This window comes from Nonomuraea sp. NPDC050556, assembly GCF_044457355.1.
Classification (GTDB): Bacteria; Actinomycetota; Actinomycetes; order Streptosporangiales; family Streptosporangiaceae; genus Nonomuraea.
Map to the genome: position 1 here is coordinate 1,664,186 of NZ_JBITGU010000002.1, position 13,157 is coordinate 1,677,342.

Annotated in this window: 11 protein-coding genes; 6 read left to right on the forward strand and 5 right to left on the reverse strand. The window is 68.4% G+C overall.

Features of this window, described 5'->3' with window-relative positions; genetic code table 11:
- The first annotated feature begins 1 nt into the window (after position 1).
- From ACIBG8_RS25985 to ACIBG8_RS26000, 4 genes are read left to right on the forward strand one after another with little or no spacing between them, the layout of a single operon-like run.
- Positions 2–1,435 (forward strand): aldehyde dehydrogenase, encoded by a 1,434-nt coding sequence (locus ACIBG8_RS25985; RefSeq protein WP_397345522.1) that lies wholly within the window; start codon positions 2–4, stop codon positions 1,433–1,435.
- Positions 1,436–1,439: 4 nt separating this feature from the next.
- Positions 1,440–1,631, forward strand: coding sequence for a ferredoxin (locus ACIBG8_RS25990; RefSeq protein ID WP_397345523.1), 192 nt, complete (start codon positions 1,440–1,442; stop codon positions 1,629–1,631).
- Entirely contained in the window at positions 1,628–2,839 is a 1,212-nt protein-coding gene (locus tag ACIBG8_RS25995; RefSeq protein ID WP_397345524.1) for an NAD(P)/FAD-dependent oxidoreductase, read from the forward strand. The genes ACIBG8_RS25990 and ACIBG8_RS25995 overlap by 4 nt, the downstream gene beginning before the upstream one ends.
- 47 nt (positions 2,840–2,886) lie before the next feature.
- Positions 2,887–3,555: a TetR/AcrR family transcriptional regulator gene (locus ACIBG8_RS26000; protein ID WP_397345525.1), complete on the forward strand. Its 669-nt coding sequence runs from the start codon at positions 2,887–2,889 to the stop codon at positions 3,553–3,555.
- On the opposite strand, the gene ACIBG8_RS26005 is transcribed toward ACIBG8_RS26000, so the two are convergent.
- Genes ACIBG8_RS26005 through ACIBG8_RS26020 form a run of 4 tightly spaced genes read right to left on the reverse strand, consistent with a single transcriptional unit; the run spans position 3,552 to position 7,466 of the window.
- A complete protein-coding gene (locus ACIBG8_RS26005; protein WP_397345526.1) occupies positions 3,552–4,721 on the reverse strand; it encodes an acyl-CoA dehydrogenase family protein in 1,170 nt (389 codons plus the stop codon). The two genes, ACIBG8_RS26000 and ACIBG8_RS26005, sit on opposite strands and share 4 nt — an antisense overlap.
- The gene (locus ACIBG8_RS26010; protein ID WP_397345528.1) at positions 4,718–6,364 is read right to left on the reverse strand and encodes an AMP-binding protein; all 1,647 of its coding nucleotides are present in this window, start codon (positions 6,362–6,364) and stop codon (positions 4,718–4,720) included. Before ACIBG8_RS26010 ends, ACIBG8_RS26005 begins: the two co-directional genes overlap by 4 nt.
- A 16-nt stretch (positions 6,365–6,380) precedes the next feature.
- Complete coding sequence (locus ACIBG8_RS26015) at positions 6,381–6,797, reverse strand: aldehyde dehydrogenase family protein (RefSeq protein WP_397345529.1); 417 nt, start codon at positions 6,795–6,797, stop codon at positions 6,381–6,383.
- Between the two features lie 6 nt (positions 6,798–6,803).
- Positions 6,804–7,466, reverse strand: a complete 663-nt coding sequence (locus ACIBG8_RS26020; protein WP_397345530.1) for a TetR/AcrR family transcriptional regulator — start codon at positions 7,464–7,466, stop codon at positions 6,804–6,806.
- A 158-nt stretch (positions 7,467–7,624) separates the two neighbouring features.
- Between ACIBG8_RS26020 and ACIBG8_RS26025 the strand changes: the two genes are divergently transcribed.
- Together ACIBG8_RS26025 and ACIBG8_RS26030 are read left to right on the forward strand one after the other, a co-directional pair.
- Positions 7,625–10,015, forward strand: coding sequence for an ATP-binding protein (locus ACIBG8_RS26025; RefSeq protein WP_397345531.1), 2,391 nt, complete (start codon positions 7,625–7,627; stop codon positions 10,013–10,015).
- 63 nt (positions 10,016–10,078) lie between these two features.
- Entirely contained in the window at positions 10,079–10,744 is a 666-nt protein-coding gene (locus tag ACIBG8_RS26030) for an AMP-binding protein (protein WP_397345532.1), read from the forward strand.
- Between the two features lie 720 nt (positions 10,745–11,464).
- Here the strand turns inward: ACIBG8_RS26030 and proS are convergent.
- The gene (gene proS, locus ACIBG8_RS26035) at positions 11,465–12,874 is read right to left on the reverse strand and encodes a proline--tRNA ligase (protein ID WP_397345533.1); all 1,410 of its coding nucleotides are present in this window, start codon (positions 12,872–12,874) and stop codon (positions 11,465–11,467) included.
- Positions 12,875–13,157 lie beyond the last annotated feature (283 nt).

Below are 13,157 nucleotides of genomic sequence, written 5' to 3' on the forward strand. Positions count from 1 at the left end.
CATGAAGCACCTCTTCATCGGTGGCGAATGGCGGCTCCCCACGGGCTCCGAGACCATCACTGTCGTCTCGCCGTCCACCGAAGAGCCGGTCGGGCAGGCCCCGCTGAGCGCCCGCGAGGACGTCGACGCCGCCGTGGCCGCCGCCAACGCAGCCCTGACCAGCGGTGACTGGTCCACCTGGAGTGCCGGGGAACGCGCCGAGGCGATGGAACGGTTCGCCGACGCGCTGGAGTCCCGCGCCACCGAGACCGCGCGCCTGGTGACGGCGGAGAACGGCATGCCGATCGCGGTCTCGGGCCCCGTCGAGGGGCTCGGCCCGGCGGGCGTCCTGCGCTACTTCGCCCGGCTCGCTCGCGACACCGCGTGGGAGCAGCCTCGTCCGGCGGCGTCGGGACGCGGCACCACCGTGGTGCGCCGCGAGCCGGTAGGGGTCGTGGCCGCGGTGCTGCCGTGGAACTTCCCGCAGTCGCTGGCCATGTTCAAACTGGCCCCCGCTCTGGCCGCCGGATGCGCCGTCGTGCTCAAGCCCGCCCCGGAGACCAGTCTGGACGCCTTCCAGTTCGCCGAGGCGGCCCAGGAGGCGGGGCTTCCCGCGGGCGTGCTGAACGTGGTGACCGGCGGCCCGGAGACCGGCGCCTACTTGGTCGCGCACCCCGGCGTGCACAAGGTCGCCTTCACCGGGTCGACCGAGGCCGGCCGTACCATCGCCGAGATCTGCGGGCGGCTGCTCCGGCCGGTCACCCTCGAACTCGGCGGGAAGAGCGCCGCGATCGTGCTCAACGACGCGGATCTCGCCGCCACCGTCCGTGGCCTGGCCTGGGCGTCGCTGCTCAACTCCGGGCAGACCTGCTACGTCAGCTCACGCATCCTCGCGCCCCGCACCCGCTATGACGAGGTGGTGGAGGCCGTCGCGGAGCTGGCGCGCTCCCTGCCGGTCGGCGACCCCGCCGACCCCGCGACCAGGGTCGGTCCGCTGGTGTCGGCCAGGCAGCGTGAGCGCGTCGAGACGGCGATCGCCAAGGGGCGGGCGCAGGGCGCGCGGATCGCGACCGGCGGAGGACGGCCCGCGGGTCTGACGCGGGGCTGGTTCGTCGAGCCGACCGTCTTCGCCGAAGTAGACAACAGTTTCGCCCTCGCGCAGGAGGAGATCTTCGGGCCGGTGCTGGCCGTGATCCCCTACGACGACGAGAGCCACGCCGTGGGGATCGCCAACGACTCGCCGTTCGGACTCGCGGGGACCGTCTGGACCTCGGACGAGGAACGCGGCCTGGACCTCGCCCGGCGGATGCGCACCGGTTCGGTCGGAGTGAACTTCTACGCCATCGACCTCGGTGCGCCATTCGGCGGGGTCAAGGCCAGCGGGCTCGGCCGTGAGCTGGGACCGGAGGGCCTGGAGGCGTACGTGTCCTATAAATCGGTCTACCTAAGGAAGTGACGACATGAAGATCACCCTTGACCAGGCCAAGTGCACCGGCCTCGGTATCTGTGAGTCCCTCTCTCCGGACGTATTCGAGGTCGACGACGACGGGACGCTGGTGGTCAAGCGACCCGACGTCGACGCCGGCCTCCTGGCCGAGGTGCGCGCGGCGGTGGACAGCTGCCCGACCGAGGCCCTGCGTCTGACCTCATGAAGGGACTGGTGGTGGTCGGAGCCTCCCTCGCCGGTCTGCGGGCCGTAGAGGCGGCCAGGAGGTACGGCTTCGCCGGACCCATCACCCTGGTCGGAGCCGAGCGGCACCTTCCCTACGACCGGCCTCCGCTGTCCAAAGCCTGCCTGGACCTCGACGGCCCGCCGGACACCACGTTCAGGACCGAGCAGCTTCTGCGCTCCGAACTGGGTGTCGAGCTGGCGCTGGGCGAGGCGGCGACCGGGCTGGACACCGTCGGCAGGAAAGTGCTGGTCGGCGGGCGCGAGATCGGCTACGACGCCCTGGTCATCGCCACCGGCGCGACGGCCCGGACTCTGCCGGGCACCGACGGGTTGCCCGGAGTGCACACGTTGCGGACCCTGGACGACGCGACAGCGGTCCGCGCCGCCCTGGATCGGGGAGCACGCACGGTGGTCGTGGGTTCCGGCTTCATCGGCTCCGAGGTCGCCTCGGCCGCCCGCAAGCGCGGACTCCCCGTCACCGTGATCGAGGCCGCCGTGCCGCTGCAACGCTCGCTCGGCGACGACATGGGCCGGCTCGTCGCGGACCTGCACCACCGGGCGGGGACCGATCTGCGCTGCGGGAGCGGTGTCCAGGAGATCGTTCACGACGGTCACGAGCTGCGCGTCCGCCTGACCAATGGCGACGAGGTCGCTTGTGACACGGTCGTGGTCGGGATCGGCTCGGCTCCGGCGACCTCCTGGCTCGCGGGGTCGGGCGTGCCGATCGGCGACGGCGTGCTCTGCGACGAGAGGCTGTGGACGGGGGTTCCCGGTGTCTACGCCGCAGGGGACGTCGCGTGCTGGCACAATCCACTCTTCGGCGAGCACATGCGGCTGGAGCACTGGACCAGCGCCGCCGAACAGGGCGCGACCGCCGCTCGCAACGCACTGGCCGGGGAGCCCGCGGCGTACTCGACCGTCCCCTACTTCTGGTCCGACTGGTACGACATCCGGATCCAGTTCGTGGGCGTGCCCCGAGCAGGCGAGATCAGGATCGTGTCCGGCGATCCGGCGGAGGGCCGGTTCGTCGCGCTCTACCGCGACGGTGACCGGTTGGTCGGCGCTCTGGCCCTGAACCATCCCACTCACATCATGAAATACCGAGTGATGATCGGGCGTGGCGCGAGCTGGAGCGAGGCCCTGGAGTTCGCCCGGGCCCGCAACGATCAAGCCGCCGCCGCACCCTGAGTATGCTGAACCGACACCTAGTCGATGTTCGGAACGAGGAGTGAGCGGTGGCCACCAAACGCAGCGGGATCCCTGCTGCCGGCAAGTCGGTGCAGATCCTCGAATCGTTCACCCGGCACGTCGCCCAGTCCGGCTACGAGCGCACCAACTTCAGCGACATCGCCAATGAGCTGGAGATCTCCAAGGGCACGATCGTGCACCACTACGGCACCAAGGAACGCCTGCTCGCCGTGCTGCACGAGTCCTACATGCAGCGGCGGCTGGCCGAGGCGCGGCTGATCGTCGAGCGGCTGCAGTCACCGGCCGAGCGGTTGGCGGGTCTGCTGTTCGCCTTCGTCCTCTACCAGGTGCACGACCGCAACGCGACGGTCGCCTTCCAGCGCGAGAGCGTACGGCTGGGCGGCGGCGAGATGCACGCCGAGGGGGATCGGCTACGCAACGAGTACCTGGCGCTGGTCCGTGAGGTGATGCGCGAGGGCGCGGCTTCCGGCGTGTTCCGGGAGGGCGACGTCCCGGTCCAGAGCTTGCTGATCTTCGGGTCCGCGCACTGGGCCTGGACCTGGTTCGATCCGGCGGGGAAGGAGACGGTCGAGGAGATCGGTTCGGCGTACGTCGATCTCGTTCTCGGCAGTCTGCTCCTGCGGCGTGAGGGGCTGGAGCGCCTGGCCGACCCTGACGGGGAGATCGTCAGGGTCGTCCGCACCTGCCTGGTCTAGTACGACCGGGGCAGGCCCAGCGTGTGGTGGGCGACGTGGTTGAGGATCATCTCCCGGCTGACCGGGGCGACCCGCGCGAGCCGGGCCAGGAACCACAGATCCGAGACCCCGTACTCCAGGGTGAGCCCGTTACCCCCGTGCGTCTGGATCGCCTGGTCGATCGCCTGGAGAGCGGCCTCGGCCGCGGCGTACTTGGCGATGTTGGCGGCGTCGCCCGCCTCTGCGGCCCCGGCGTCCTGCAACGCCGCGGCCTTCTGGGTCATCAGCTTCGCCAGGTCCAGCGAGATCTTCGCCGCAGCCAGCGGGTGCGCGATGCCCTGGTGCGCTCCGATCGGCACCCCCCACACGGCCCGTTCCCGGGCATAGGCCGCGGCACGGTCGATGGCGCGGCGGGCCAGCCCGCACGCCATCGCCGCCCCGATGATCCGCTCGGGGTTGAGACCGTCGAACAGGGCGCGAAGACCGCCGTTCTCCCCGCCGATCAGCCGGTCGGCGCCGACATCCATGTCGTCGAAGAACAGTTGCCACTGCTGTTCCGGCCCGATGTACTGCATGGCGATGGGCTGACGGGTGAAGCCGGGCGCGTCCACGTCTACGACCACGAGCGTGGGCTTGCCCAGGGAGCCGTCCTGGCTCCGCATGCGGGCGACGACGAGGACCGCGTCGGCATCCTCCACACCGGAGATGAAGACCTTCTGTCCGCTCAGCCGGTAGCCGTCGCCGTCGCGGCGCAACTCGGTGCGCAATTCGTGCGAATTGGAACCGGCGTCCGGCTCGGTGAGGGCGAAGGCCATCTTCGTCGTGCCCGCGGCGATTCCCCGCAGCCAGCGCTCCTTCTGCTCCGCCGAGCCGTGCGCGCTGAGCAGCGGGCCGGCGATCGCCGCGCTGACCACCAGCATCACCGGCAGGGTTCCGGTGGCGGCGGCCACCTCCTCGACGACCATGGCCAGCTCGGTGACTCCGGCCCCGCCGCCTCCCCACTCCTCGGGCACGCGGATGCCGATGTAACCCGCGGCGGACAGTTCCTGCCAGAGTTCGGTTGGCGGCTCGCCCGCCGCGTGCTTGCGCCGGGCGTAGCCGTCGTCGAACTTCGCGCAGATAGCGCGCACGGCGTCGCGGATCTCCCTCTCCTCGTCGGAGGGCAGCAGCGGCAGCAAGGGGTTCATGACTTCTCCAGGTACAGCGACTCGATTTCCGCGGCGTACTTGGCCAGGACCGGCCGCCTGCGCAGCTTCATCGAGGGGGTGAGCTCCTCACTGCCCGGCTCCCAGAAGACCGGCAGGATGGTGAAGCGCTTGATCTGCTCCACCCGCGACAGCCGGGCGTTCCCCGCGTCGACTCCTTCCTGTACGGCCTGCCGTAGCCGCTCGTCCTTGGCCAAGACCGCCGGGTCGGGGTCGAGCCCGAGGCGTGCGGCGAACACCGGGACGGCATCGGGGGCGAGCGTGATCAGAGCCACGTTGTACGGGCGGTTGTCGCCGATCACCATGACCGTGCCGATCAGCGGGGAGCCGGAGATGACGGCGTTCTCGATGTTGCTGGGCGACATGTTCTTGCCGGCCGCATTGATGATCAGTTCTTTCTTGCGGTCCACGATGGTCAGGTAGCCCTCGTCGTCCATGGTGGCGATGTCGCCGGTGTGCAGCCAGCCCTCGGCGTCGATCGCTTCGGCGGTGCGGACGGGGTCGTTACGGTAGCCGGCCATGACCCCCGGACCGCGGACCAGCAGTTCGCCGTCCTCGGCCAACCGGCCCTCCCAGCCGGGCAGCAGCGGTCCCACCGTGCCGGGCTTGGCCTTGTCGGGCGCGGCTGCGGAGGCCATGCCGATCTCGGACATGCCCCACACTTCGCTGACCGGAATGCCGAGCTTGACGAGGAAGGCGTAGACGTCCGGGGCGATGGCCGATGCGCCGGTCAGCGCCCAGCGGACCCGGGAAAGTCCCAGTTTGGTGCGGACCGCTTCCAGCACCTGGGGAGCTCCCGCCTCGAATCCGGCGGCGAGCTGGGGGTTGGCCTGGAGCTGGAGGTCGACGGCGAGCTTGAGCTTCTCCCAGACCCGGGGAACCGCGGCGAAGATCGTGGGCTGCAGCTCGGCGAGCGCGCCGGGAAGGTCGGAGAGCTCAGCCACGCAGGTCACCTCTGGGCCGCTGGCCTGCGCGAGGTAGTGGTTGAGCACGCGGTCGGCGACGTTCGCGGCCGGGAGGTAGGACAGGGCCTGGTCGGTGGGGCGGGTGTCGAAGACGGAGCCCATCGCCTCCATGATCGCGAGCATCGAGCGGTGGGTGTGCTGGACCCCCTTGGGGTCGCCGGTCGCGCCGGAGGTGTAGATCAGGCAGAGCACGTCATCGGGGCTCACCGCCCGCCAGGCCGCCTCGAAGTCGAAGTCGTCGGCGGGCTCCAGCCGGTCGAGGTCGCCGTCCTCGACTACCAGGAGGTGCTCGACCGGCCCACCGGCCTGCCGTACCTTGTCGGCGAACTGCCGCTCGGTGATCACGACGCGGGTGGCGGCGTTGGTGAGCAGGAAGGTGATCTGCTCCACGGCGCTGGTGTTGTAGATGGAGTAGGAGGTCGCGCCCAGATGCTCGGCGGCCGTGGCGGCCAGGTGGAACTCCGGGCGGTTGGTCAGCATGACGGCGACGGTGTCGCCGCGCCGTACGCCTAGGCTGGCCAGGCCGCCGGCGATGCGGCGGACCGCCTCGTCGTACTGGGCCCAGGTCAGACGTACGGCATCGCCCGGCGTGCGCAGCGCGACGGTGTCGGGACGCTGGCGGCAGGCGTGCTGGAAGGCCTCGGGCAGGGTGTGGAACATTGCGGACTCCTCGTGCTCAGCTGGGAGGTGTGCTGAAGAGCAACCCGTACGCCTTGCCTTCCACCCCGCCGGACAGGTCGAAGGAGACGAACTTCTGCTCGGTGTACTCGTCCAGGGCTCCGGGGCCGCCTTCGCGGCCGATGCCGCTCTGCTTGACGCCGCCGAAGGGGCACTGCGGTGGGGCCAGGTGCCAGTCGTTGATCCAGACCATGCCCGCCTCCAGGGCCTCGGCGACGTCGAAGGCGGTTTGCGCGTCGCGCGTCCACACTCCCGCCGACAGGCGGTAGTCGGAGTCGTCGGCGATCGCGATGGCCTGCTCGACCGTGTCGTACCGGATGACCGACAGGACCGGGCCGAAGGTCGAAGTACGCCATGGTGCTCCTCGCAGGGTGTGATGTGCGCAACTATGGCAACTGACCGCACGTACAGTCAATAGACGTTAGTCGACGAGGCCCATGCATTCGCGCACCACAGCGTTGACGTGGCCGCGCGGATCAGCCAGAGAGGCGAGCGCATCGCGCTCCACGAGCAGCCCCCCGAGAAAGACGTCCACATAGGTGCCGCCGACCTCCCCGGTGCCGCGCTCGCCGTCGGGGTCGAACCAGGTCCACATCCACTGCGCGGACCCGAAGATCTGCGACGCGACGACGGTCGCGTCCACCGGCCGGAACAGGCTCGCCCGGACGCCTCGCTCCAACTCGGCACGCAGCAGGCCGAGCAGCTCCCGGCGCAGGCCGCGGATCTCCAGCATCGCGGGGTCGCCGGCGAGCTGCACCACCTCCCGCTGTGCGGCGACGGTGGCATCGCGGTCGGACACCTGAAGGTGGACCGCCGCATAGATGAGCGCGGCGACCCGCTCGGCCGGACCTGGCAATCGCCCCCACATCGCGCGCACCTCGGTCAGATGTCGCCGCATGTAGATCTCCTCCAGCTCCCTCAGCATCTGCGCCTTGGTGCCGAAGTGGTGCACGATCGTGCCCTTGGACATGCCCAGCTCGCCCGCCACGTCACCAAGGTTGGCCTGCTCGTAGCCACGTTCGGCCACATGGCGGATGAAGGTGGCCAGGATCTCGTCCCGCTTGCCCGCTCTTGTCACACTCACAGCATATTGACCGTACGTACGGTTTTGTTGCCAGGTTCCCTATATGGAAGACGGGATCCGTAGCCGATGACAAACTCGGTGTAGTCGGCTACGTGACCCTGGAGCGTGAATTGCTCACGCACAACCTTCCCCTCGCCCGCAGCCCGCTTGTCGGGCGCGTGCGTGACACGAGCGACCTTCGCCGGCTGCTCGACGTCAGCCGAGCCGTAACGCTGTGCGGCGCCGGCGGGGTGGGCAAGACCCGCCTGGCCATCCAGGTCGCCCGCGACAGCTCGCGCGACTACAACGATGTCCGCTTCGTGGAACTCGCCGACGCCGACCGCGCCGACCAACTGGTCCCCAGGCTCGCCGTCGTCGCGGACATCAGGCCCGAACCAGGCCACCCGCTGGAGCAGACCGTCCTCGCCGCGCTGGCCGAGCAACGGATACTCCTCGTGCTCGACAACTGCGAGCATCTGATCGCCGAATGCGCCCGCCTCGCCGATCTTCTGCTCGGTACCTGCCCCCGTCTCACGCTGCTGGCGACCTCCCGCGAGCCGCTACGCGTCCCCGGCGAGCTGGTGTGGCGGGTGCCTCCGCTCGCCGTACCCGATCCGGACGTACGGGACCCGGCCCAGATACGTGGCTACGAGGCGGTGGCACTGTTCGAGCAGCGGGCCGCGGCCACCCGGCCCGGATTCCAGGTGACCGCGGAGAACGCGGCCGCGGTCGCGGACGTGTGCCGCGCTGTGGACGGCATCCCGTTGGCACTGGAGCTGTCAGCGGCCCGGGTCGGCATGATGTCGGTCGCCCAGATCCTCGACCGGCTCTCCGATCGCTTCCACGTGCTGACCGCGGGAGACCGCACCGCGCCCGAACGCCAGAGGACGCTCCGCGCAACCATCGACTGGAGCTACCGCCTGCTCGACGAGCGGGAAAGAGTGCTCCTGCGGCGGCTGGCGATCTTCCAGAACGGCTGGACGCTGCCGATGGCCGAACAGGTCTGTGCCGACCCCGAAGTCCCGGTGAGCCGGTTCCTCGACGCGTTCGCCGGGCTGATCGACAAATCGTTCGTGGTGCCCAAGGAAGAGCGCGGCGGCGCGATGCGCTACCGGATGATGGAGTCGATCCGTGACTACGCGCTGGAACACCTCACGACGTGTGGTGAGGCGTCAGCGCTGCGGGCCGCAATGGGCGACTACCTGCTCGGCCTCGCCGAACGCTGGGACGACCAGTTCACGCATGCGAGCGGCAGTTGGGAGCAACGGCTGGAGGCCTGTCATGAGCTGGCGGCCGAGCACGAGAACCTGCTGGCCGTCCTCGCCTGGACCGTCGAGGCCGGCCAGACAGAGCGAGGTCTGCGACTGTCTGGAGCACTGCGCGCACATTGGGCGCACCGCGACGACAAGGCGGAGGGCGCGTCCTGGACGAAATCCCTCCTCGACCGTGCGGACGCGACGACGGATCAGCGGGTTCTGGCCCGAGCCCTGAGCGCCTACGCCACGATCTGCTATCCCTTGGGAGAGTTCACCGAAGCCGCCGAAGCCGGACGTTCGGCCATGGCTCTCGGCCGCGCGCTCGACGAACCGGGCCTGAAGGCCCAGGCTGCCATACCTCTCGGCGCCGCCCTATGGCAGTCCGGGGAGGAAGCCCGTGGTCTGGAGGTGCTCCTCGACGCTGTCCGCCTTTCCCAGGTCAGCGGCGATCGGGTGAACGAGGCACTGTCATACGCCGCGCTTGGTACTGTCACCGGCCAGCAGGGACAGCTCAAGCAGGCGCAGCGACACCTGGAGCAGGCAACCGCCCTAATGCGGCAACTCGACCACCGCTGGGGTGTGGCAACCAGCCTGCTCGGACTGGCCACGCTCGCGGAACATCGTGCCGACCACGGCACTGCGGCCCGTCTCTACTGCGAAGCGCTGACCGCCGCCGAGGGCATGGATATGGCGCAGGAGCGGCTCCGCGGCATGATCGGCTATGGGCGCTGCCTGGCGGCGCAGGCCAACCACGCCGCCGCCCGAGAAGTGCTGCTGGACGCCCTTCACCACAGCCGAGCGGCGGGCCAGCGCCTGCACGTCGCCAGGATCCTGGAGATCTTCGCCTCGATGGCGCTGCGGAACGCGGCCCCCGCTCGGGCAGTGCAGTTGATGGCCGCCGCGCAGGCGATCCGGGATCCCCTGAAGCGAGTGCGTGCCGCTGGTTCCGGCGCCCAGCTGGACAACCTCCGCAGCCGGGCTGAGCTGATGATCGGCGCTACCACGGTCTCCCGGCTCTGGGCGGAAGGAAGCGCCCTGACGTTGGACGAGGCCTTCGCCCTCGCTGTGGATACCTCGGCGGAACTGCCGGCGGACGACATCCGCCCCGCCGCTGACGCCTCCCCGGTCGGCAGCGTGCTCACCGCACGGGAACGGGAGATCGCCGCACTGCTCACCAGGGGATTGACCAACCGGGCCATCGCCGCTGAGCTGGTGATCAGCGAGGCCACCGTCGCCCGGCACGTCGCCAACATCCTGACCAAACTCGGTTTCACCTCACGGACGCAGGTCGCCGCCTGGTTCATGCAGCACTGATACACATCTCTTCTACACAGATCTGCGCATGTGGTGGAGACGGTTCCCCCGTAGCTTTCCCTCATGGATGCTTCGCCATGGCCGCTGCTGGACATCGCCGCAGAGCGGGGCGATGCGGTCGCCTTCTATGACCCGTCGACGGGTAGCCAGATCAGCTACGGCGAGCTCGTCGCGCTGACCCGCGACGCCGGAGCCGGGCTGTGCAGGCGGGGTGTGCTTCCGGGGGACGTCATCGGGGTCTGCGCCGATGACGTCGTCTCCTGTGTGGTCCTGTCCGGGGCTGTCTGGACGGCAGGTGGCGTGGTGGCCCCCATCCCGAGCCAAGCTGAACGCGACAGCGTCGTCCGCTGGCTGGTCGGCAAGGACATCAGGCTGCTACTCACGGACGAGGGCTGCGTCACCACAGCCGCGACCGCGGCTGAGATCTCCAGGGTCCGCGAGGTGGTCGTCCTGGGGGCAGCGATACCGGGCACGACCCCGTTCGCCCTAGTCGAAGCCAGCGGGAAGGGGCTGGCCTTCGGCATCAGGAACACCTTGGAAGAGCGTACGGCGCTACTGCCTTTCCTCGGGAAGCCGATGTCCTGCTCGGAACTGGCGAAGTATGTGCTGACCATGCCATCGGACGAGCCTCTTGTACGGGCGCTTGGAACCTTGCTGCATGGCCGTACGGTGACCTCGCCTATTCCAGTTGCTCTTCGCCCCGTTATGCCAGCCGAAGGCGAGCTTTGACACTCGCGGAGGTCTCGCCGGCTCAGAGCGGCCTTGAGTCGAGGTCGCGGTGTGCCCACGTGGGCACACCGGCCCAATAACAGGCGCTCGAACCCCGCGGAACCTGACGCAACCACGCCACCGTGAGTAGCGGAACACCCGAACTCGCAGGTGAGAACCCTGTTACCCGTCCGGTTCGATTCCCGTCACCCGCTCCACTGTTAAGGCCCATGGTCCCAACCGGGGCCTTGATCTTTGTGGAGCCGCCTTCGCTCCCGTGCCAGATCTGATGATCTTTCCTGTCCCGCCGACTGGCGCGACCACTCCATTGCGCTTGGGCCTGAGAGCGTCCTTGACGATCTCCTTGAACGATGCTCCGGATGTGATGGAGATCATGGAAGTGAATTGCCGGAGCGTCGTTTTCCAGATCTTGGTGAAGCCGCTGCGGCGGAGTTGCCCCCTTCTCCCGACGCGAACGAGGCCGTCAGGTCCTCCTTGACCAGCTCTCTGGCGAGCAGGACCAGGGCGCGGAAGCGCGGGGGTACGGCTCTCCGCGCCGCCGCACGCCCGCCGTCCAAGCGGCGACGGGACTCAGGGCCGCCCGCCCCCGCCGTATACAGTGCCCGCCGCACCATGCCTCACTCGCCGACCAGGGACGCGCCGGCGCCCAAATGCAGCACTACGATCGCCTGGCTGCGTACCGGGGTCGGGGGCGATCGCCGAGCCGCGTGGTAGTCGTGATCAGTAAGCCCGCCCGAAGATGACACGCTTGCCGTACGCAGATGCTTCACCGCAATGCACGCACGATCCGGTCTCTGCAGCACCATCGAGCGGAATACAGCGCGGAGTTGCTGCGACCTTGGCCTTGATTTCGTTCTCACACGCGGGACTGCCGCAGTGCAACACCAACGCCCATCCCGACGCTACGGCCTCCGTGAAGGAGTCCCAGGTGTCCACTCTCTTGGTGTGACTGTCGCGGTATTCGGTAGCCCGCTGAAGGAGGAAGGCTTGGAAGTCCTCCAGTACGCCAGGGATGAGCTCCGGCGCAGAAGACAGCGAGATGCTCTGTTTGCCCTCGTCGCCGAGTCTCTTGACCATCACCACAGTGCCGGACTCAATATCACGCGGGCCGAGTTCCAGCCGGATGGGAACGCCGCGCAGCTCCCAGTCATTGAACCGGAAGCCAGGCGAAAGCTGTGCGCGATCATCGACATGGGTGCGTATACCGGCCGCCTTAAGCCGCCCTGCGAGCTCCAGCGCCGCGGCCGAGGTCCGCGCGCCCTGATCGCCACGTCCGATCGGCACGATTACCACTTGATAGGGAGCAAGTCTGGGCGGGAGGACCAGGCCTTTGTCATCTCCGTGGGTCATGATGACCCCGCCGATCATCCTCGTGGACATGCCCCATGAGGTGGTGTGACACAGTTCGAGACGACCAGCTTCGGAGGTGTACTGAATGTCGAAGGCTTTGGCGAAATTCGTGCCCATGTAGTGGGAGGTTCCGGATTGGAGGGCCTTGCCGTCCCTCATCATGCCCTCGATGGTGAAGGTACGGACGGCGCCGGCGAACCGCTCCCCGGCTGTCTTCTCGCCAGGTACTACGGGGATCGCCGCGATGTCCCGCGCGACCTCTGTGTAGAGATCGAGCGCCAGCATCGTCTCGCGCATCGCGTCCGCCTCGTCGGCGTGTGCTGTGTGACCCTCTTGCCAGAGGAATTCCGTCGTGCGCAGGAACATGCGGGGTCGCAATTCCCAGCGCACGACGTTGGCCCACTGATTCAGCAGGAGCGGAAGGTCTCGATGGGATGAGACCCACTTGGCCATCATCTCACCGATGATCGTCTCCGAGGTGGGCCGAACGATCAGCGGCTCTTCAAGCTCCTTACCGCCAGCGTGAGTGACAACGGCGAGCTCGGGCGAGAACCCCTCGACATGATCGGCCTCTCGCCGGAGGTAGCTCTCCGGGATCAGCAGGGGGAAGTAAGCGTTCTCATGACCGGTGTCCTTGATCCGGCGATCAAGTTCTCCCTGGATGAGCTCCCACAGGCGATAGCCGTACGGTCGGATGACCATGGTGCCCTTGGCGGGTCCCCTGTCAACGAGCTGAGCCTTTGCAACCAGCTCGTTGTACCAGGCCGAGAAAGTCCTCATTCTGAGGAGTCACACCACGTTCATCACGTCCCATGCAGGGAGATTATCGCTCATGGCATGCCCTCGCGGGTCATCGAGGAAGGCCTCGCGACAGTGCCCTGAGGGGACGAATGACAGTCATAGGTTCTGTGACGCCCAATACATCAACCTGGTCTCATGCACTCATGAGTGCACACGGGCAACTCCATGGAGTGAATGCTCAGCTCGGATCCCCTTCGGGCAGTAGGGGCTCTCAGCGGTCACGTACTGCAACAGAGGCACACGACCACTCACGCAGCGCCGC

Excerpts from the sequence above, each read along its gene's own strand:
- ACIBG8_RS25985 (WP_397345522.1), top strand. The coding sequence starts at position 2 with ATGAAGCACCTCTTCATCGGTGGCGAATGGCGGCTCCCCACGGGCTCC.
- ACIBG8_RS25990 (WP_397345523.1), top strand. The coding sequence starts at position 1,440 with ATGAAGATCACCCTTGACCAGGCCAAGTGCACCGGCCTCGGTATCTGT.
- ACIBG8_RS25995 (WP_397345524.1), top strand. The coding sequence starts at position 1,628 with ATGAAGGGACTGGTGGTGGTCGGAGCCTCCCTCGCCGGTCTGCGGGCC.
- ACIBG8_RS26005 (WP_397345526.1), bottom strand. The coding sequence starts at position 4,721 with ATGAACCCCTTGCTGCCGCTGCTGCCCTCCGACGAGGAGAGGGAGATC.
- ACIBG8_RS26010 (WP_397345528.1), bottom strand. The coding sequence starts at position 6,364 with ATGTTCCACACCCTGCCCGAGGCCTTCCAGCACGCCTGCCGCCAGCGT.
- ACIBG8_RS26030 (WP_397345532.1), top strand. The coding sequence starts at position 10,079 with ATGGATGCTTCGCCATGGCCGCTGCTGGACATCGCCGCAGAGCGGGGC.
- proS (WP_397345533.1), bottom strand. The coding sequence starts at position 12,874 with ATGAGGACTTTCTCGGCCTGGTACAACGAGCTGGTTGCAAAGGCTCAG.